Genomic DNA, 19,565 nt, shown 5'->3' with positions numbered 1-19,565 from the left:
GCCCGACTCCTCCGCGCTCACCCCTCGAAGGGCCGCACCGGCCCCACCTCGACGCCGAGGAGCCGCCAGGCCGCGAGCGCCCTGCGCTCCCGCTCCTCGCGGGAGGGGCCGGTGACGGCACCGGAGACCATGGCGACGGCGATCCCGAGGTCGTTCGCGGCGCTCAGCCGATGGCCGCCGCCCGGCAGGTGGGCGCGCAGGGCGCGTTCGATCCGCCGGGACAGGCCCAGGGCGTGCGCGCGGACACCGGAGCCGCCGGCCACCTCGTCGGCGTGCAGGAGGCCGATGAACGCCGCCGACTCCGTCAGATGCCAGGTCAGCACACCGAGCACGTCGGCGAAGGTCGCGCCCTCGGCGTCGGCCGCCTGCTCGACCTGCCGGACGTTCTCCTCCAGCACCGCGGTCGTCACGGCGGCCCGGTCGGGAAAGTGCCGGTACAGGACGCCCTGCCCGACCCCGGCCCGCCGCGCGATCGCGGACAGCGGGGCGTCCAGGCCGTGCTCGGCGTAGATCTCCCGGGCTGCGGTGATCAGCGCGGCACGGTTGCGGGCGGCGGCCTTGGGCCCGTCGTTCGCGGGCCGCCGCCGCTGGTCCGGCACGGGATGCTGCGTCATCCGGGCAGAGTACGACACCACCCGCCCGACCCCGCCGGTCCAGGCTCAGGCTCGACATCACAGGGGCCGCCGGAAGACATCGGCGCGATTCCGCGAGGCCCACTGTGACAGTGATCTCGTTTACCCAACGCATCTGGGGCGTTTGGTGACCTTGTGTCAGCCCCTGTTTGTGGCACGGAAGTCAAGACGTGCTGGAGCCTCTTGTGCAATCCGCGTAGACCCTTCAATCTTTCGGCTGGCGACAGGGAAAAGCAGACACGGACACAGTGTCCAGGTTTGGCATGTACCTGACTCACTCCTGTCCGGAGGAAGAACCGGTCCAGGCGTTCGCTTCGTGTGCCCCCCCACCCGACTCACCACCTGTCGAGAAGGAACCCCCCAGATGGCAGTGATGCGAAACACCAAGCGGAGAACGCTCGTCGGAATCTGCTCCGTCGCCGCGGCCGCTCTCACCGGCGGTCTCTTCACCGCTCTCCCCGCGAGCGCCGCCGAGCCCGTCGGGACGATCGCCTACGCGGACGCGCCGAACGCGGTCGAGGACAGCTACATCGTCACCCTCAAGCCGGCCACCGAGGCCGGTTCCGCCCAGGGCAAGGGCGTCGCGAAGAAGTACGGCGCCGAGGTCGAGCACACCTTCCGCGAGGCCGTCAACGGCTACACCGTCGAGGCCACCGAGGCCGAGGCCGCCAAGCTGGCCGCCGACCCGTCGGTCGCACTGGTCGAGCAGAACCGCACCGTCACCACCCAGGCGACGCAGACCAACCCGCCGTCCTGGGGCCTGGACCGCATCGACCAGACCGCGCTGCCGCTGAACAGCTCGTACACCTACCCGGACTCGGCCGGCCAGGGCGTCACCGCCTACATCATCGACACCGGTGTGCGCATCTCCCACAGTGACTTCGGCGGCCGCGCCCGCAACGGCTACGACGCCGTCGACAACGACAACGTCGCCCAGGACGGCAACGGCCACGGCACCCACGTCGCCGGCACCGTCGCGGGCAGCGCCTACGGCGTCGCCAAGAAGGCCTCCATCGTCGGCGTCCGGGTCCTCGACAACAACGGCTCCGGCACCACCGCCGGTGTGATCAAGGGCGTCGACTGGGTCGCCGCCAACGCGGTCCTCCCGGCCGTCGCCAACATGTCGCTCGGCGGCGGCGCCAGCGCCACCCTGGACACCGCGGTGCGCAACGCCATCTCCGCCGGCGTCACCTTCGCCGTCGCCGCGGGCAACGAGTCCACCACGGCCACCGGTTCACCGGCCCGCGTGTCCGAGGCGATCACCGTCGGCGCCACCACCAGCACGGACGCCCGCGCCAGCTACTCCAACTACGGCTCGAACCTGGACATCTTCGCCCCGGGCTCGTCCATCACCTCCGCCTGGCACACCGGCGACAGCGCCACCAACTCCATCTCCGGCACCTCGATGGCCACCCCGCACGTCGCGGGCGCCGCGGCGCTGTACCTCGCGGACAACCGGTCCGCCACCCCCGCGCAGGTCGCCTCCGCGCTGGTCGCGGGCTCCGTCTCCGGCGCCGTCACGAACCCGGGCACCGGTTCCCCGAACCGCCTGCTGTACGTCGGCAGCGGCGGCACCACCCCTCCGCCGTCCGGCAAGACCTTCACCAACTCCTCGGACTACACGATCAGTGACCGGTCGACCGTCGAGTCCCCGATCACCGTCACCGGCGTCTCCGGCAACGCCCCGTCGGCCCTGCAGGTGCCGGTGAACATCGTCCACACCTACATAGGTGACCTGACGGTCCAGCTGGTCGCACCCGACGGCTCGGTCTACACCCTCAAGTCGGTGGGCACCGGCGGCTCCACGGACAACATCAACACCACCTACACCGTGAACGCCTCCTCGGAGACGGCCAACGGCACGTGGAAGCTCCGGGTCACGGACAACTACTACGGCGACACCGGCTACATCAACAGCTGGGGCCTGACGTTCTGACGCTCTGACCTCCCAGCCCTCCTCCCCCGCCCCCGGCACGGTCCACCGTGCCGGGGGCGGGGCTTCTGTCGGCGAGGGCCGCTGCCCACAATCCCCGTACCAGTCCGAGTGCGGCGTCGAGCGTCGGCGGGGCTTCGGTGGCCAGTTCCCGGGCCAGCTCAGGGTAGCTGTCCCGCCATCGGGGCGGTGGGTCCGCGAGCTCCCCCGGAACCTCGTGCGTGGCCCGTGCGGCGAAGACATGCCGTACGACCTGCACAAGAGTCGCGTCGCCCGGCAAGCCGTCCTCGGCCAGCAGTACAAGGTCCACCAGATCCTTGACCCGTGTGTTGGGACGGTCACCGTAGTCGCGGGTGAAAGCGTGCAACTTTTCCGCGAAGTGCTGTCGGCGGTCAACGGTCTCGATCGCACGCTGCGGGGTCCCTGCGAACTGGAGGGTGTTGGGCAGCGGGAGGAATTCCGTCCGGGCGATCTCCTCTCCACGGTCCACGACGTCCACCCTGACGCCTGCGAACACCTTGCCCGCGAGATGGGACTCGACGGAGAACCGCCAGCCGCCCCGCCCGGCCGTGTCCGCCGTCAGCGACACGGCCGGACCGACCCGGAAGCGGAACCCGTCCCGGTCCAGATCAGCCGCCAGAGCGTCGATCAGCAGCTCGCGCACCTCGTTCCCGTCCGTATCGGAGCCGTCCTCGGGCCTCAGCGCCAGATCCAGGTCCTTCGTCGTACGAGCGCGCCCGGTGAGCCGGAACTCCATGGCCGCGCCGCCCTTGAGGATCCAGCCACTTGCCCGGTCCTCCGCGAGGCGCGCCGCCATGCGGTCGAAGACGACGAGCCGCCGTCTGCGGGCCAGATCGGTTCCGGACCTGTCGGCTTCCTGCTTCAGCCGGGTTTCCAGGGCGCGACGCAAGTCGGCGGCGTCACGGTAGCGACCGGTCACGACAACGCCTCCAACGCCCGCTCCACGCCCAGTTCCGCTCGCGGGCCCAGCAGTTGGGCGGCATGAAGCAGCCTTCGGCGGGACACCATCCCTCGTTCCAGCGCCTCACTCACTGCTCCGTCCAGGACATCCTGGTCCTCATCCGCTGCCGCGCACTCGGCGATGGCGCGCAGCGGTGTCGTCACCCGGTACCCCATCCGGTCCTCCACGTCCGACTGCGTGAGTTCGGCGCGATGCAGAATCACCGCGTCCGACTTCTGCCGGAAGCCACGCGGCACAGTGAGGTGGATACGGGACGGGTTCGCCGTGCCGAGGTCGTGGGCCGCGAGGGCGGTGGCATGGGAGACCACAGCCCTCCCCTTGCTCCACAGCGACCAGCACACCAGTTGTTCGTCACCCTCACTCGGCAGGTCGGAGAACTCCCGCAAACGGTAGAGCGCCCGGTCGACCACCAACCAGTTGCCGTGCTGAGCGTGGTAGTGCTGAGCCTGGTGGGAATACCCGGCGTCCACCGCCTGCGCGGCGGTGAAATAGCCGCGCTGACCGGCCGCGGTCCGCCAGAGGGCAGCGCGCCTGCCCACGCGGTCTTCGGACACATCGCCACCCTTGGTTGTGCATGAACCTCAAAGAATACTTGAGTTTCATGCACATCTGCGCACAGAACTAAAGTTTTCTTTGAGTTATGCGCCCACCAAGCGCCCGACCGCCGACGCCGGAACCCACGCCGGGCACCCCTCACCGAAGCAGGCTCACCGCTCCCAGCCCGGCACCCCCGACTGGAAGATCTCGCTGCGGAGCCTTCTGCACCACCGCCACCTCCCTTCACGGGCGCGGTGCCGGTCGGGGTGCGGGACTGCGACCGCACTCGAACCACACGGTCTTGCCGCCGCCGTCGGGATGCGGCGTCACACCCCACCGTTCGGTCACCGCCTCGACGAGCAGCAGCCCGCGCCCACCCTCGGCAAGCGTGTCCCCCGCTCCCGGAACGGGCAGTCGCGGACACCTGTCGGAGACCTCCACCCGCACGCCGCCGGGCTGCAGCAGGAAGCAGATTCCACAACGGCGGCCGGGTACGTGCCGGATGACGTTGGCGAGGAGTTCCGACACCGCGAGTTCGGCCGCGCCGGCCACCTCCAGCAGGCCCGAGCCCTTGAGGTAGAGCCGCAGGATGCGGCGCAGGTGCCGGACCGAGTGCTCACCCAACGCGAACTCGGCCCGGTAGTGCGTCTCGAAGTCCGTCACACGCGGACCAGTTGTCTGATTCACCCCACCAGATTGCGACGCACCGCATACGCTCGACTACGCACCGAAATCAACGCCGAGAGGCGTTTCAGGCCGGAGGCACCACCGTGGCCAACATCCAGACGCTCGATCCCACCGCGTCCCCGCTCGACTACTACGGCTGGGAACTGCGCCGCCAGCGCGAGGCCCACGGCCTCAAGCAGGGCCAACTCGGCGAGATCATCTTCTGCACGGGCTCGTTGATCGGCCAGATCGAGACCACGAAGAAGATCCCCACCCGCGACTTCTCCGAACGCGTGGACGCCGCCCTCGGCACGGACGGGTTGTTCTCCCGCCTGATCGGTCTGGTCCTGCGCAGCCAACTTCCCTCCTGGTTCCAGCCACACGCGGAAATGGAGGCGAGGGCCGCATACCTCTCCACGTACCAAGCGCAGTTGGTGTACGGGCTACTGCAGACGAAGGAGTACGCACGGGCTGTACTGGCCACCGGAATGCCGGACGACCTGGATGGCCTGGTAGCGGCTCGCATGGAGCGCCAGCGCATTCTGAACCGGGAGCAACCACCTGTCACCTGGGTGGTTCTGGACGAGGCGGTACTACTCCGGCCGGTCGGTGGCCACGAGGTCATGCGGAGCCAACTCGCCCGCCTGTTGGAGTTCACGCGTCACCGCTGGGTACACGTACAGGTGCTCCCGAACGCTGCGGGTGAACACGCCAGCCTTGACGGGGCATTCACCACCATGCGCTTCAACGACGACCCGGACATCATCTACACGGAGGACCTCATCTCCGGTCATATGACCGCCAACCCGGAGACCATCAGGGAAGCCACCCTCCGTTACGCTCGCCTGCAGGCCGCGGCCCTCTCCGTAGAGGACTCAGCAGCACTGATCGCGCGAGTGATGGAGGAACGCTATGAAGATCGCTCCCAGTCCGAGGAACGTGCAGTGGCGTAAGTCCAGTTACAGCGGAAGCACTGGCGGCGAATGCGTGGAGTGCACCGTCACCGATGGCGCCGCCTGGCGCACGTCCTCGTACAGCGGCAACACCGGCGGCGACTGCGTCGAGGTGGCCGACGGCTGCCTCGCCGGTGCCGTCCCGGTGCGCGACAGCAAGAGCCCGTCCGGCCCGGTCGTCACCGTCGGTGCCGGTGCCTGGCAGGTGTTCGTCGGCGGCCTGCGCCGGCCGACACGGCGCGCCTGAACATCCATCCCTTCTGAAGCGTGGCCGGGCAGCGCCACGCTGTGCGGTCGCTTCTCCAGGGAGTGATTGTGACGTCCGAGGTACGGGTCCCGAAGGCCCCGGCGGTGGCGGTGGACTTCGGGACCACTCGCCACGTCCTGGCTGCATACCGGCGGCATGCCTCGCACCTGCTGTCCATCGGGCTCGGCACCGTGGTGATCGCCGTGGTGCTCGTGATGGTCGGCGCTGTGACGGGTAGGAAACCCATCAGTTCCGGCTCAATACTTCCTTGTGCTCACCCATCTCCGTTCACGAGCGGTTCAATGGACAAATAGGTCTACGAGAAGATTGCAAAGATCACTCCGAAGGTCGTAATGAAGACCCCCAGGATGGCCGCCATCACACCGACAGCCTTGAACGTTCCTGGAACCTTGTCATCACCCAAGGCCAAGTTGACGGGCGATGCCACCAGTCGATCCCGGAACCCACGATGGTTTTTGGCCAGTGCCAGGCCAAAGGCAAGACAAGCGAGCCCAAGGAGCAGGGGAACAATAAACATGAAAAACTACCTTTCTGCGCCTGAATCGGAGGCCGCCGGCCCGAGAGGAAATTAGTCCTGGCCCGGCGGCACAAGGTTCTTCCTCAGCTGCAACGGAGCCGCAGCGAGCATCCCCAGGTGTAGTTGATGCCCGTTTCCACTCCTCCCTCGATGCCAGCTCCGCCACCCACCTCAGCCTGGATCCACCGCGTGACGGTCGGGCTGTGGATCCAGGTTGAAGCCAGCGGGCGTGGACGCGCACAACAAGGACAACAGGGCCTCCCCGTGCTGCTCGGTTTGATTCGCATCTCCGAGCTACCGAGAAGCCCTGCCTTCATGCCCGCGCCACCAGAAGATCGCTCGCCCAGGACCCCTGTTCGACCCGCACGTTCCAAGAGCGGTTGAGGAACGCCTTCTTGTCGATGGGCCGTCCTGTGCCCCGCGTCAGGTCAGACCCATACGAATCTCGACCACCAAACCGATCAGAGACAGGAATGCCAAAATACCGGCGGCGAACCGGAGCGACCCCGGAGTAGCCCTCTCCACAGGGCCGGGTAGCACGCCCGCCAGGAACAGGAACACCCGATCCGCCATCTGCGCGATGTTGCAGGCGATAACGAGCCCCACAGGAAACATAATCCCGGAGAAAACAACACTCCCCACGTGCATCTCGGAAGAGACACGCTCCGCGAGTTCAATCAGGTCGACCTGATTCATCCCATACCAACTATCCACTTGGCTATATCGCTAATTCGACCAACACGTTTACGAGGGTGGGGAAAATTATCCATCCAACCGCAGTACCAGCTCGTCGATCTCCGCTCCCCGCGCGTTCGCGAAGCCCCGGTCCTCGCCGACGACCTTGAAGCCGCACTTCTCCAGGACCCGCACCGATCCCGTGTTGTCCGCCGCCGCCCGGGCGCGCAGCGGGCGTTCGGAGACCTCGGCGAGCAGCCCCCGCAGCGCCGCGGTCGCAATGCCCCGCCCCCAGTAGTAACGATCGATGAAATACGTGACCTCCCGCTCGCCCGGCTCGCCGTACACGGCCGCGTGCCCGACCACATCGCCGTCCGCGAGCACGGTGCGGGTGACGACGTCGGGCGAGGCGAGGATGCGCTTCCAATGCGCGTCGAAGCGGGCCCGGTCCGTCGGGTCCTCGGCGGTGAAGGCGGCCATCCGATTCGACTCGGGGTCGCTCATGTGCCGGAAGAACACAGGCAGATCGCTGGGGTGCACGGGACGCAGGGAGATATCCATGGAAGCCATGGGCCCGACCCTAACGACCTGGGGGGGAAGGACGGGAGTGAGTCGACCGTGACATGGCGAAGGGCTTTACAGGCTGGGCGAGTTGTGAAGCTGAGCTGGGCCCGTACGGCCTGTACCCATCCTGCCCTGTCCGGTGTCTCCCGCGCACATTTCGGGGAGTTGCCCGAAGAACTCGCCCCGCCCTGGGCGGCGGCCCGCGCGCCGGCCCTGCACGTGCCGAGTACAAGCAGTGGCATCCGCTTCAGCGCTACACCGGAAGCCGCGAGGACTACGAGCAGACCCACCTCGCCATCGCCGGCCTGGCCTCCGACCGCGCGGCCCGACCTCAATTTTTCCCAAGGTCGTTACCATGCAAGGAGGTCGCACTCGCGTCGCCCCCCAAACCACCGACCAGGTCTGTATCCGCTCCGACCAGGACACCGGTCGCACCTGGAGCGCCAAGTGGTGCACCCCCGTCGTGAGCCGCACGGGCAACCCGCTCGCAGGCCACCTCGGCGGCCCGCACGTTCGCTGCAGCCTCGGATGGAACTCTTTGAGTTTCGGATCAACAGACGGCAGGAGAGTTCGAACTGACGCGCAGCATTCGTCACTCCCCATCAGCGGGCCCCCGCCGGCTGCATGGAGCAACTCGAAAAGCGTGAGCACTTCGACCGCAACTGTCCACACCTCGCTCATTTGAGCGCTCAAGTGACAGTTGCCCGCCACCTGCTCACGCTTTTTAGCCACACCACACCGGCAGGCCCAGCACCTCGGAGGCCGAGGTGCCTTATGGAGGCCAGATCGACTCCAGGTCGGTCGGCACCCTGTTCGAGTCGGCGCTCCAGAACACGAGGCTCTGCGTCTGAGAGCACGGCAAGCTGTTCAGCCGGATCCGTACGGAGATGATCACGCGGTTCTGCGGAGTTGGTTACACCTGGGTGTAACCAACTCTGCTCGCTTTCGAAGGGTGCGTGACTTTCTCTGCACTTCGGCGGGCCTCGGAGCGGTCACACCGGGCGCATCTCCCACAGCAGGAGCTCCGATGTGGTCTCCGCGACAGCCGCGAGCCCTTTGGCGTCCGTGACGCGGGCCGCGTCGCCCGGGGTGAGGTGTTCGCCGTTCAGGGTCACTTCGCCGCGTACGACGTGGGCGTACACGTACGCCGCGTCCGGGATCGCCGTCCGCTCCCCCGCCGAAAGGCGGCGGACGTGGAGCGTGGCGCCGGCTTCCGGGAGGGCGTACGGGGTGGAGTCGGCCAGGTCGGGGACGATCTCGTAGAAGGGGGCGCCGCCGGGCTCCAGCGGGGTCAGCCACATCTGGAGGAAGGTCAGGGGCTCGGGGCCGGCGTTGCGTTCCACGTGGCGGACGCCGGAGGCGGCGCTCAGGCGTTGCAGGTCGCCGGGGCGGACCACGCTCTCCTGGCCGGTGGAGTCGCGGTGGGTCAGCTCGCCGGACACGACCCAGGTGACGATCTCGGTGTGGCTGTGCGGATGCTCGTCGAAGCCGGCGCCGGGGGCCAGGTGCTCCTCGTTGCAGGCGATGAGCCGGCCGAAGCGGAGGTGGTCGGGGTCGTAGTGGGGGCCGAAGGAGAAGGCGTGCCGGGTGTCGATCCCGGTCGCCGGATCACCGCCCTGATAGCGCTCGTGCGCGCGCCGTACGTGTATCACCGGTCCACCGTAGGCCTGCCCCGTGGACCCCCGGCCCGTTCACCCGTCCGGATAAGGCAGTCTTGTCCACGTGCCCGAACCCGAGACCAGTACCCACGATGCCGTAGCACGCCCCGTCCACGCGCACGCCGCGACGCTGAAGAGGCTGGAGCAGTCGTCCGGCAGCCTGGCGGCGCAGGCGATCACGCGGATGGACGAGACGCTGTCCTGGTACCGGGCCATGCCCCCGGAGAACCGTTCCTGGATCGGGCTGGTCGCGCAGGCGGGCATCGCCGCCTTCACCGAGTGGTTCCGGCGCCCCGACGCCCCGCAGGCCATCTCCACCGACGTCTTCGGCACCGCGCCGCGCGAGCTGACCCGGGCCATCACGCTGCGGCAGACCGTGGAGATGGTGCGCACCACCATCGAGGTCATGGAGTCCGCCATCGACGAGGTGGCGGCGCCGGGCGACGAGGCGGTGCTGCGTGAGGCGCTCCTCGTGTACGCGCGGGAGATCGCCTTCGCCACCGCCCAGGTGTACGCGCAGGCCGCCGAGGCACGGGGTGCCTGGGACGCGCGGCTGGAGTCGCTGGTGGTGAACGCGGTGCTCAGCGGCGAGGCCGACGAGGGTGCCGTGTCGCGGGCCGCCGCCCTGGGGTGGAACTCGCCGGAGCATGTGTGCGTGGTGCTGGGCACCGCGCCCGACGGTGACTCCGAGCTGACCGTGGAGGCGATCCGGCGGGCCGCCCGGCACGCCAAGCTGCAGGTGCTGACGGGGGTGCTCGGGGACCGGCTGGTGGTGATCGCGGGCGGCAGCGACAACCCGCTGGGGGTGGCCAAGTCGCTGATCGGCCCGTATGCGCAGGGGCCGGTGGTGGCGGGTCCGGTGGTGCCGGACCTGCTGGCGGCGACCCGGTCCGCGCAGGCCGCCGCAGCGGGCCTCAAGGCCTGTACGGCCTGGCAGGACGCACCGCGCCCGGTACTGGCCGACGATCTGCTGCCGGAGCGGGCGATCGCCGGTGATCCCTCGGCCCGCGAGCAGTTGGTGGAGGAGATCTACAGACCGCTGGAGGAGACCGGGGCCGCGCTGCTGGAGACGCTCAGCGTCTATCTGGAGCAGGCGAGCAGTCTGGAGGGGGCCGCCCGGATGCTGTTCGTTCACCCCAATACCGTCCGTTACCGGCTGCGACGTGTGACGGACGTCACCGGTTGGTCACCCTCCGATGTACGCTCTGCCTTCACCCTGAGGATCGCTCTGATCCTGGGGCGTCTGGTCGACGGTGATCTTCAGCTCTAGTCTCTTGTCGGGGTTCCACAAAACCCCCTCGTGTTCTTCGTCCCTGTCCTCACGGGCGGCTTCGGCCGTCGTCAAGAGAGAGTGTGAGAGTGCTCGTACTCGTCGCTCCCGGCCAGGGCGCTCAGACGCCCGGCTTCCTGACCGAATGGCTCGACCTGCCCGGTGCCGCGGACCGCGTCGCCGCCTGGTCCGAGGCCATCGGACTCGACCTCGCCCACTACGGCACCGAGGCCGACGCGGACGCCATCCGCGACACGGCCGTCGCCCAGCCGTTGCTGGTCGCGGCCGGGCTGCTGTCCGCCTCGGCACTCGGTGACATCGCGGACCTCGCGCCCGGCGCGGTGGCCGGCCACAGTGTCGGTGAGATCACCGCCGCCGCGTTCGCGGGTGTCCTCGACGACTCCGCCGCGCTGCGCCTGGTCCGCAGGCGGGGTCTGGCCATGGCCGACGCCGCCGCGATCACCGAGACCGGTATGGCGGCGCTGCTCGGCGGCGACCCGGACGTCACCGTGGCGCACCTGGAGAAGCTGGGGCTGACCCCGGCGAACATCAACGGCGCGGGCCAGATCGTGGCGGCCGGCACCAAGGAGCAGCTGGCCGCGCTGGAGGCGGACAAGCCCGAGGGTGTGCGCCGGGTCGTCCCGCTCAAGGTCGCCGGTGCCTTCCACACGCACCACATGGGTCCCGCGGTCGAGGTGCTGGCCAAGGCCGCCGAGGACCTGGCTCCGGGCGACCCGAAGGTCACCTACGTGTCGAACAAGGACGGCGCGACGGTCGCGACCGGCACCGAGGTGCTTCAGCGCCTGGTCGGCCAGGTCGCGAACCCGGTCCGCTGGGACCTGTGCATGGAGACGTTCAAGGAGCTCGGGGTGACCGCGCTGATCGAGGTGTGCCCCGGAGGGACCCTGACCGGTCTCGCCAAGCGTTCGCTGCCCGGCGTCAAAACGCTGGCGCTGAAGACCCCCGCAGACCTCGACGCCGCCCGCGAGCTCGTCGCAGAGCACGCCTGACGCCCTTAGGAGCAGATTCCGCATGGCGAAGATCAAGCCCGGTAAGGGCGCCCCGTACGCGCGCATCCTGGGTGTGGGCGGCTACCGGCCCACCCGGGTCGTGCCGAACGAGGTGATCCTCGAGACGATCGACTCGTCCGACGAGTGGATCCGTTCGCGTTCCGGCATCGAGACGCGGCACTGGGCCTCGCCGGAGGAGACGGTCGCGGCGATGTCGGTCGCGGCGTCCGGGAAGGCGCTCGCGGACGCGGGTATCGACGCCTCGCAGATCGGCGCCGTGGTCGTGTCGACGGTGTCGCACTTCCAGCAGACACCGGCCGTCGCGACCGAGATCGCCGACAAGCTGGGCACGGGCAGGGCCGCCGCCTTCGACATCTCGGCGGGCTGCGCGGGCTTCGGTTACGGCCTGACGCTGGCCAAGGGCATGGTCGTGGAGGGCTCCGCCGAGTACGTGCTGGTCATCGGCGTGGAGCGGCTGAGCGATCTGACCGATCTGGAGGACCGGGCCACCGCCTTCCTGTTCGGTGATGGTGCGGGCGCGGTCGTCGTCGGCCCGTCCCAGGAGCCCGCGATCGGCCCGACGGTGTGGGGCTCGGAGGGCGACAAGTCCGAGGTCATCAAGCAGACCGTGCCGTGGACGGACTACCGCGACGGCGAGGTCGAGAAGTTCCCCGCGATCACGCAGGAAGGCCAGGCGGTGTTCCGCTGGGCCGTGTTCGAGATGGCGAAGGTCGCCAAGGAGGCGCTGGAGGCCTCCGGGCTTTCGCCGGACGATCTGGACGTCTTCATCCCGCACCAGGCCAATGTGCGGATCATCGACTCGATGGTGAAGACCCTGAAACTGCCGGAGCACGTCACGGTCGCCCGTGACATCCGCACCACCGGCAACACCTCGGCCGCCTCGATTCCGCTCGCGATGGAGCGGCTTCTGGCGACCGGCGAGGCGAAGAGCGGCGACACCGCGCTCGTCATCGGCTTCGGGGCGGGTCTCGTCTACGCCGCTACGGTCGTTACCCTCCCCTAGGCACTCCGTGCCGGATCATCGGGTCCGGCGCGGGTACCGCAGTACCCGCCGTTGACGCGGCGGGCGCCACACCCTCTGGAATCACAGCGAAGGAGCGCCATCATGGCCGCCACTCAGGAAGAGATCGTCGCCGGTCTCGCGGAGATCGTGAACGAGATCGCCGGCATCCCGGTTGAGGACGTCCAGCTGGACAAGTCCTTCACCGACGACCTGGACGTCGACTCGCTGTCCATGGTCGAGGTCGTCGTCGCCGCCGAAGAGCGCTTCGACGTCAAGATCCCGGACGACGACGTCAAGAACCTCAAGACCGTCGGCGACGCGACCGAGTACATCCTCAAGCACCAGGCCTGAGCACTGCCGGGCCTTCCTGATCCCGAGGGAGGCCCGGGGGCCGGGGCCCCGGCCCCGCCACCCGGCGGTGGCGCCGTACGAATCCTCGTAATCCGTTGGAGAAAGAATTCCGATGAGCTCGACCAATCGCACCGTGGTCGTCACCGGTATCGGCGCAACCACACCGCTGGGTGGCGACGTGGCCTCTACCTGGGAGGGCCTGCTCGCCGGCCGTTCCGGGGTCAAGCCCCTGGAGCAGGACTGGGCCGCCGACCAGGCGGTCCGTATCGCGGCCCCCGTGGCTGTGGAGCCCACCGAGACCATTCCCCGTCCGCAGGCCCGCCGCCTGGACCGCTCGGCGCAGTTCGCGCTGGTGGCGGCCAAGGAGGCGTGGGCCGACGCCGGCTTCGAGGGCAGGGCGGGTGAGGACCCGAGCATCGCCCCGGAGCGGCTCGGCACGGTCATCGCCTCCGGCATCGGCGGCGTGACGACCCTGCTGGACCAGTACGACGTGCTGAAGGAGAAGGGCGTCCGCCGCGTCTCCCCGCACACCGTCCCCATGCTGATGCCGAACGGCCCGTCGGCCAACGTGGGCCTGCTCGTGGGCGCCCAGGCGGGTGTGCACACCCCCGTCTCGGCGTGCGCCTCGGGCGCGGAGGCCATCGGCTACGCCATCGAGATGATCCGCTCCGGCCGCGCCGACGTCGTCGTCGCGGGGGGCACCGAGGCGGCGATCCACCCGCTGCCCATCGCCGCGTTCGGCAACATGATGGCGATGTCCAAGAACAACGACGACCCCGAGGGCGCCTCGCGCCCCTACGACGTCGCCCGGGACGGTTTCGTCCTCGGTGAGGGCGCGGGCGTCGTCGTCCTGGAGTCCGCCGAGCACGCCGCCGCGCGCGGCGCCCGCGTCTACGCGGAGGCGGTCGGCCAGGGCATCTCGGCCGACGGCCACGACATCGTGCAGCCGGAGCCGGAGGGCCGCGGCATCTCGCACGCCCTGCAGAACCTGCTGGACGCCACGGACCTGGACCCGGCCGAGATCGTGCACGTCAACGCGCACGCCACCTCGACCCCGGCCGGTGACGTCGCCGAGTTGAAGGCGCTGCGCAAGGTCTTCGGCGACGACGTCGACCACATGGCGGTCTCCGCGACCAAGTCGATGACCGGGCACCTGCTCGGTGGCGCCGGCGGTGTGGAGTCGGTGGCGGCGGTGCTCGCGCTGTACCACCGGGTGGCTCCGCCGACCATCAACGTCGACACCATCGACCCGGAGGCCGAGGCGGCGGCGGACATCGTCCGGGGCGAGGCGCGCAAGCTGCCCGCCGAGGGGCGGATCGCCGCGCTGAACGACTCGTTCGGGTTCGGTGGGCACAACGTGGTGCTGGCGTTCCGGTCGGTGTGATTCCTCTACCGTGAACGGCGATGGCCCGGACCCTGAAAAAGGGTTCGGGCCATCGCCGTCGGTCTTTGGTTGTGTGCCGTGTGCGGGTCGGATGTGGTGGGTCGCGCCCACGCGGCGGAGCCGCATATCAGCACAGCTCCGCGCCCCTGACGGGGCGCTGCAGTAACGGGTTTTTTCAAAACACCTGTTCAGACCACCTGGTGGAGCCAGCGGACCGGGGCGCCCTCGCCTGCGTAGCGGAAGGGTTCCAGTTCGTCGTCCCAGGGCTTGCCGAGGAGCTTGGCGATCTCCGCCTCCAGGTCGGTCTCGCCCTGCTGGGAGCGGACCAGGGCGGCGCGCAGCCGGTCCTCGGGGATCATGATGTCGCCGTGCATGCCGGTGACGGCGTGGAAGATGCCGAGGTCGGGGGTGCAGCTGTAGCGCTCGCCCTCGGCGGTGGGGCAGGGCTCCGAGGTGACCTCGAAGCGCAGCAGCTGCCAGCCGCGCAGCGCGGAGGCGAGTTTGGAGGCGGTGCCGACCTGGCCCTTCCAGGAGAACTCCGAGCGCCAGGTGCCCGGCGCGGCGGGCTGGCGGGTCCAGTCCAGGCTGACGCGCACGCCGAGCACCCCCGCGACGGCCCACTCGACGTGTGGGCACAGCGCGCGCGGCGCGGAGTGCACGTACAGGACTCCACGTGTCGTCACCGGAACCTCCGGGCAGAGCGGGACAGGACGGAACGGGCCGATCAGCGGGTGGCCGGGCGAGCCACGTTGATGGCGAGGCTACCGTGTGGTGAGGGATGGAGTGTGACGTACCGTCCGTCCTGGTGCCCGGAAACTTCCGTCATTCACCCGGCAGGACGACAGCTTCCCGGTGTGCCGGTCCCGGATGGCCGTATGCGGCCCCGGATGGTGCGAGCCGGTCCGTTCGAGCGAGCGGGAACTCCCGTGCGTTGTTATGCATGGGGGACGGTGACCGTGATGCGTGGGGAGGCGGCGGGATGGAGCAGGGGACACGGCGGGCGCGGCGCGGGCGGGGCGGCCGCTCGCGGGCCGGGCTCGCGGTGGCGGCGGCCGCGTTGGGGGTCGCCGTGCTGGGTGTCGCCGGCTGCGACGCCGTCGGCGGTGACGCGTCCGCTCCGTCCGCCGGCCCGGCGAAGAAGGCCGCGCCGTCCCCGTCGCCCACCCCCGTCTGGGACACCAGTCCCACCTCCGTGGTCGCCGTGGGCGACTCCATCACCCGCGGCTTCGACGCGTGCGCGGTGCTGGCGGACTGTCCCGAGGTGTCGTGGGCCACGGGCAGCAGTGAGCAGGTCGACAGTCTCGCGGTGCGGCTGCTGGGGCCGGCCGGGGCGGCCGAGCGGAGCTGGAACTACGCGGTCACCGGGGCGCGGATGGCGGATCTGCCCGGTCAGATGGATCGGGCGGTGCGGCGCGATCCGCAACTGGTGGCGGTGATGGCCGGGGCCAACGACGCCTGCCGCGCGACGACGTCGGCGATGACGCCGGTGGCCGACTTCCGCGCGGACTTCGAGGACGCGATGCACACCCTGCGCAAGGCGCTGCCCAAGGCCCAGGTGTACGTGGCGAGCGTGCCGGACCTCAAGCGGCTGTGGTCGCAGGGCCGGACCAACGAGCTGGGCAAGCAGGTGTGGAAGCTCGGCATCTGCCCGTCGATGCTGGCGGATCCGGATGTGCTGGACGCGGCGGCGACGGAGCGGCGCGAGACGGTGCGAAGCCGGGTGGAGGAGTACAACAAGGTGCTGGAGGAGGTCTGCGCCGAGGACCTCCGGTGCCGGTTCGACGGCGGCGCGGTGTACGCGTACGAGTTCGGCACCGCGCAGTTGAGCCGCTGGGACTGGTTCCACCCGAGCGTCGACGGTCAGGCCAGACTGGCGGAGATCGCCTACCGCACGGTCACAGCGAAGCAGCCGTGACTTATCGTTCCGCACATGAACGAACTCTTCGGCACACTTTCCGACGGCACCCCGGTGCACCGCTGGACCCTGGAACGGGCCGGCACCCGGGTGCGGATGCTGTCGTACGGCGGGATCGTGCAGACCGTGGAGGTGCCGGACCGGGAGGGGCGGCCCGGGAACGTGGTGCTGGGCTTCTCCGGCCTGGACGGCTATGTCGCCCGTCCGGAGCCCTACTTGGGCGCCCTGATCGGGCGCTACGCCAACCGGATCGCGGGTGCCCGCTTCCCGCTGGACGGACGTGTCCACACGCTCGCCCCGAACAACGGGCCGAACTCGCTGCACGGCGGTGAGCGGGGCTTCGACAAGCGGGTGTGGGACGTGACGCCCGTACCGCACGGGCTGCGTCTCGGCCGGGTCTCCGCGGACGGCGAAGAGGGCTTCCCGGGCCGTCTGGAGATGTCGGTGACCTGCACGCTGGACGAGCGGGGCGCGCTGGGGATCGTGTACGAGGCGGTCACGGACGCGCCGACGGTCCTGAACCCGACGAACCACTCGTACTGGAACCTGACCGGCTCCGAGCCCCGCTCCGGCGCCGCTGCCGGCGGTGCGGCCGGACACGAACTGCGGTGCGCCGCCTCCCGGTTCACCCCGGTCGACGCGGAGCTGATACCGACCGGCGAACTCCGGGACGTCACCGGCACCCGTTTCGACTTCCGCGAGGGGCGCAGGACGGGCACCGGGTACGACCACAATCTCGTGCTCGACAAGGGGGTGACGCCGGCGCCGGTGGAGGTCGCCGAGCTGTACGACCCGTCGTCCGGGCGGGTGCTGACGGTGGCGACCACCGAGCCCGGGATGCAGCTCTACACCGCCGACCTCATCGGGGAGCCCTTCGCCCCCGGAGCCGGCGTCGCACTGGAGACCCAGCACTTCCCCGACTCGCCGAACCGGCCCGGCTTCCCGAGCACGGTCCTGCGGCCGGGCGAGGTGTTCCGCTCGGAGACGGTGTACGGCTTCTCCGTGCGGTAGGCCCGGACCCGGGGCGGCGTACGTGAGCCCCGGTCCGGGGTCAGGGTCCCGGACCGGGGCTGCTCGTACGAGGACTACCCAGACCGGCGGGTGATACCCCGCATCAGACGTTAATCGTCGCGGTGACCCGGCGGCCCATGATCGAGCACTCAGACCGAAATGCGTGCGAACCCTTCACAACGGGACACGATGTGGTCACTTCGTATCGGATCCTGACAGCATGCTGAGCAGCTCGGCGTCGGCTTCGGTGGGCGAGGGTCTCAGTGCGCGGGCGCCACGGGCTCGTCGGCGCCGTCCTCGCCGGTGGCGCCGTCCTCGCCGGTGGCGCCGTCCTCGACGGTCTCCTCGCCGAGCAGGTCCCGGGCCATGAGGGTGGCACCGGCGACCGCGCCCGGCATCAGGAACACCGCGACGAACGGGACGAGGAAGGCCAGCCCGAGCGGTGTCCCGAAGCCCCAGACCAGGGTCTTGCGGGCCCGCAGCAGGGCGAGCCGCTCCCGCAGTTCGACCTCGCGCCGCTGGAGGGCCACCGCCGCCAGCTCCTCGGTGAGGAAGAACCCGGTGACCATGAAGCCGATCACCGGTACGACGGTCTGCCCGAGGAAGGGGATGAACCCGAGGACGAAGAGCAGCACCGCCCAGAGAAGGGCGCGTACGACGATACGGAGGCTGTCCCGGCCGGAGATCCACAGCTCCCGCCCCAGCGTCAGCCCGGACTCGGGGGCGGTGCCGTCGGGCGAGACGTCCCGGTCGACCTTCTCGGAGAGGCTCTCGTAGAAGGGCTGGCCGATGAGGAGCGTCACCGCGGTGAAGGTGATGACGGACAGCAGCAGTCCGAGCGCGAACAGGACCACGGTGAGGAACCCGCGGAACAGGCCGAGCCAGGGGCTCGACCAGTCGTCGGCGAACGGTGTCGCCCAGCCGACGAAACCGGCTCCCCACAGGGCCAGCGCCACCAGTGCCGCCGCGTACAGCACCAGTGTGATCAGTCCCGGCACCAGTCCGAAGCCGTACTGTCTGCCGTGCCGGGCCACCCAGCGCTGGCCCTTCAGGAGATACCGGAATCCCGCCCCAAGATCGCGCATGGGGGCACTATAGGTGCCCCGTCGGCGGCGTGTCGCGGGCCGGTCGCCGTCAGAGCCTGACGATCATCTTCCCGGTGTTGTCGCCGCGCAGCACCCCGAGGAACGCCTCGAGGTTGTTCTCGATGCCCTCGACGACGGTCTCCCGGTACTTGAGCTCGCCGGAGCGCACCCAGGCCCCGACCTCCTGGACGAACTGCGGCTGGAGGTCGTAGTGGTCGTTGACCAGGAAGCCCTCGATGCGGCCGCGGGTCTGGATGAGCCGGGCGAGGTTCTTCGGACCGGGCGCGGGCTCGGTGTTGTTGTAGACGGAGATCGCTCCGCAGATCGCGATCCGGCCGCCCCGGTCGAGCGATCCGATCGCCGCCTCCAGGTGGTCGCCGCCCACGTTGTCGAAGTAGACGTCGATCCCGTCCGGGGCGGCGGCGCGCAGCTGCTCGCTCACGGGGCCGTTCCGGTAGTTGAAGGCGGCGTCGAAGCCGTACTCCTCGACGAGGAGCTTGACCTTCTCGTCGGATCCGGCGGAGCCGACGACCCGGGAGGCGCCCTTGAGCTTCGCGATCTGCCCGACCTGGCTGCCGACGGCGCCCGCGGCGCCGGAGACGAAGACGGAGTCGCCCTCCTTGAAGGCGGCGGTGCGCAGCAGGCCCGCGTAGGCGGTGAGCCCGGTCATCCCCAGCACGCCCAGGTAGGCCGGGAGCGGCGCGGCGTCGGGGTCCACCTTGACGGCGTTCTCCGCGGCCACGACGGCGTACTCGCGCCAGCCGAAGAAGTGCAGGACGTGGTCGCCGACGGCGATCCCCTCGGCCTCCGAGGCGACGACCTCGCCGACGGCGCCGCCCTGCATGGCCTTGCCCAGCTCGTAGGGCGCCACATAGGACTTGGCGGCCGACATCCTTCCCCGCATGTACGGGTCGACGGAGAGGTACGTGTTCCGCACCAGCACCCGGCCCGGACCGGGCGCCGGGACCTCGGTCTCGACCAGGGCGAAGTCCTCGGACTTCGGCCATCCGACGGGCCGGCTGAGCAGCTGCCACTCGCGGCCGGTGGCGGGGAGCGTGGGGGTGTCGGACATGGGGTGGGGCCTCCTCGAGGTGTTTCAGAACCTGAAACAACCATGCCGCTGAATATTT

At 69.6% G+C, this 19,565-nt stretch carries 21 protein-coding genes; 10 read left to right on the top strand and 11 right to left on the bottom strand.

Features of this window, described 5'->3' with window-relative positions; translation table 11 throughout:
* Positions 1 to 17: 17 nt before the first annotated feature.
* The gene (locus PYS65_RS25310; RefSeq protein ID WP_279336233.1) at positions 18 to 614 is read right to left on the bottom strand and encodes a TetR/AcrR family transcriptional regulator; all 597 of its coding nucleotides are present in this window, start codon (positions 612 to 614) and stop codon (positions 18 to 20) included.
* A gap of 382 nt (positions 615 to 996) precedes the next feature.
* On the opposite strand from PYS65_RS25310, the gene PYS65_RS25305 reads away from it, so the two are divergent.
* Entirely contained in the window at positions 997 to 2,568 is a 1,572-nt protein-coding gene (locus PYS65_RS25305) for a S8 family peptidase (RefSeq protein WP_279336232.1), read from the top strand.
* Here PYS65_RS25305 and PYS65_RS25300 read toward each other — a convergent pair.
* The 3 genes from PYS65_RS25300 to PYS65_RS25290 form a co-directional block, all read right to left on the bottom strand.
* A complete protein-coding gene (locus tag PYS65_RS25300) occupies positions 2,543 to 3,505 on the bottom strand; it encodes a nucleotidyl transferase AbiEii/AbiGii toxin family protein (RefSeq protein ID WP_279336231.1) in 963 nt (320 codons plus the stop codon). The genes PYS65_RS25305 and PYS65_RS25300 overlap by 26 nt on opposite strands.
* On the bottom strand, positions 3,502 to 4,101 hold the full coding sequence (locus PYS65_RS25295; protein ID WP_279336230.1) for a type IV toxin-antitoxin system AbiEi family antitoxin domain-containing protein: 600 nt from the start codon (positions 4,099 to 4,101) through the stop codon (positions 3,502 to 3,504). Before PYS65_RS25295 ends, PYS65_RS25300 begins: the two co-directional genes overlap by 4 nt.
* Before the next feature lie 226 nt (positions 4,102 to 4,327).
* The gene (locus tag PYS65_RS25290) at positions 4,328 to 4,747 is read right to left on the bottom strand and encodes an ATP-binding protein (protein ID WP_279336229.1); all 420 of its coding nucleotides are present in this window, start codon (positions 4,745 to 4,747) and stop codon (positions 4,328 to 4,330) included.
* Between the two features lie 107 nt (positions 4,748 to 4,854).
* On the opposite strand from PYS65_RS25290, the gene PYS65_RS25285 reads away from it, so the two are divergent.
* A complete protein-coding gene (locus PYS65_RS25285; RefSeq protein WP_279336228.1) occupies positions 4,855 to 5,703 on the top strand; it encodes a helix-turn-helix domain-containing protein in 849 nt (282 codons plus the stop codon).
* Positions 5,663 to 5,950, top strand: a complete 288-nt coding sequence (locus PYS65_RS25280) for a DUF397 domain-containing protein (RefSeq protein WP_279336227.1) — start codon at positions 5,663 to 5,665, stop codon at positions 5,948 to 5,950. The genes PYS65_RS25285 and PYS65_RS25280 overlap by 41 nt, the downstream gene beginning before the upstream one ends.
* A 316-nt stretch (positions 5,951 to 6,266) precedes the next feature.
* Here PYS65_RS25280 and PYS65_RS25275 read toward each other — a convergent pair whose 3' ends face one another.
* From PYS65_RS25275 to PYS65_RS25260, 4 genes are all read right to left on the bottom strand, one after another.
* On the bottom strand, positions 6,267 to 6,488 hold the full coding sequence (locus PYS65_RS25275) for a hypothetical protein (protein WP_279336226.1): 222 nt from the start codon (positions 6,486 to 6,488) through the stop codon (positions 6,267 to 6,269).
* 423 nt (positions 6,489 to 6,911) lie between these two features.
* On the bottom strand, positions 6,912 to 7,184 hold the full coding sequence (locus PYS65_RS25270; protein WP_279336225.1) for a hypothetical protein: 273 nt from the start codon (positions 7,182 to 7,184) through the stop codon (positions 6,912 to 6,914).
* Between the two features lie 66 nt (positions 7,185 to 7,250).
* Positions 7,251 to 7,724: a GNAT family N-acetyltransferase gene (locus PYS65_RS25265; RefSeq protein WP_279338070.1), complete on the bottom strand. Its 474-nt coding sequence runs from the start codon at positions 7,722 to 7,724 to the stop codon at positions 7,251 to 7,253.
* A 995-nt stretch (positions 7,725 to 8,719) separates the two neighbouring features.
* A complete protein-coding gene (locus PYS65_RS25260; RefSeq protein WP_279338069.1) occupies positions 8,720 to 9,376 on the bottom strand; it encodes a pirin family protein in 657 nt (218 codons plus the stop codon).
* A 73-nt stretch (positions 9,377 to 9,449) separates the two neighbouring features.
* Here PYS65_RS25260 and fasR point away from each other — a divergent pair, with 73 nt between their 5' ends.
* The 5 genes from fasR to PYS65_RS25235 all read left to right on the top strand — a co-directional run bounded on the left by fasR (position 9,450) and on the right by PYS65_RS25235 (position 14,424).
* Positions 9,450 to 10,655, top strand: coding sequence for a fatty acid biosynthesis transcriptional regulator FasR (gene fasR, locus PYS65_RS25255; protein ID WP_279336224.1), 1,206 nt, complete (start codon positions 9,450 to 9,452; stop codon positions 10,653 to 10,655).
* Between the two features lie 89 nt (positions 10,656 to 10,744).
* Complete coding sequence (locus PYS65_RS25250) at positions 10,745 to 11,665, top strand: ACP S-malonyltransferase (protein ID WP_279338068.1); 921 nt, start codon at positions 10,745 to 10,747, stop codon at positions 11,663 to 11,665.
* 22 nt (positions 11,666 to 11,687) lie between these two features.
* The gene (locus PYS65_RS25245) at positions 11,688 to 12,689 is read left to right on the top strand and encodes a ketoacyl-ACP synthase III (protein ID WP_279336223.1); all 1,002 of its coding nucleotides are present in this window, start codon (positions 11,688 to 11,690) and stop codon (positions 12,687 to 12,689) included.
* Between the two features lie 102 nt (positions 12,690 to 12,791).
* Positions 12,792 to 13,040, top strand: a complete 249-nt coding sequence (locus PYS65_RS25240) for an acyl carrier protein (protein ID WP_004988657.1) — start codon at positions 12,792 to 12,794, stop codon at positions 13,038 to 13,040.
* A gap of 112 nt (positions 13,041 to 13,152) precedes the next feature.
* Positions 13,153 to 14,424 carry a beta-ketoacyl-[acyl-carrier-protein] synthase family protein gene (locus PYS65_RS25235; protein WP_279336222.1) on the top strand — a complete coding sequence of 424 codons (1,272 nt, stop codon included), beginning with the start codon at positions 13,153 to 13,155 and terminating at the stop codon, positions 14,422 to 14,424.
* A 188-nt stretch (positions 14,425 to 14,612) separates the two neighbouring features.
* Here PYS65_RS25235 and PYS65_RS25230 read toward each other — a convergent pair whose 3' ends face one another.
* Complete coding sequence (locus tag PYS65_RS25230; RefSeq protein ID WP_279336221.1) at positions 14,613 to 15,107, bottom strand: DUF3145 domain-containing protein; 495 nt, start codon at positions 15,105 to 15,107, stop codon at positions 14,613 to 14,615.
* A 296-nt stretch (positions 15,108 to 15,403) separates the two neighbouring features.
* Between PYS65_RS25230 and PYS65_RS25225 the strand changes: the two genes are divergently transcribed.
* Together PYS65_RS25225 and PYS65_RS25220 are read left to right on the top strand one after the other, a co-directional pair.
* Positions 15,404 to 16,339 carry an SGNH/GDSL hydrolase family protein gene (locus tag PYS65_RS25225; RefSeq protein ID WP_279336220.1) on the top strand — a complete coding sequence of 312 codons (936 nt, stop codon included), beginning with the start codon at positions 15,404 to 15,406 and terminating at the stop codon, positions 16,337 to 16,339.
* Positions 16,340 to 16,354: 15 nt separating this feature from the next.
* On the top strand, positions 16,355 to 17,350 hold the full coding sequence (locus tag PYS65_RS25220) for an aldose epimerase family protein (protein WP_279336219.1): 996 nt from the start codon (positions 16,355 to 16,357) through the stop codon (positions 17,348 to 17,350).
* Positions 17,351 to 17,610: 260 nt separating this feature from the next.
* On the opposite strand, the gene PYS65_RS25215 is transcribed toward PYS65_RS25220, so the two are convergent.
* Both PYS65_RS25215 and PYS65_RS25210 read right to left on the bottom strand, forming a co-directional pair.
* Positions 17,611 to 18,435 (bottom strand): EI24 domain-containing protein, encoded by an 825-nt coding sequence (locus PYS65_RS25215; RefSeq protein WP_279336218.1) that lies wholly within the window; start codon positions 18,433 to 18,435, stop codon positions 17,611 to 17,613.
* Positions 18,436 to 18,484: 49 nt separating this feature from the next.
* The gene (locus tag PYS65_RS25210; RefSeq protein WP_279336217.1) at positions 18,485 to 19,507 is read right to left on the bottom strand and encodes an NADP-dependent oxidoreductase; all 1,023 of its coding nucleotides are present in this window, start codon (positions 19,505 to 19,507) and stop codon (positions 18,485 to 18,487) included.
* Between the last annotated feature and the right edge of the window lie 58 nt (positions 19,508 to 19,565).

It is taken from the genome of Streptomyces cathayae, assembly GCF_029760955.1.
GTDB lineage: Bacteria > Actinomycetota > Actinomycetes > Streptomycetales > Streptomycetaceae > Streptomyces > Streptomyces cathayae.
The sequence above is the reverse complement of the archived record's forward strand: the minus strand, read 5'-3'. Positions and strand labels throughout refer to the sequence as shown.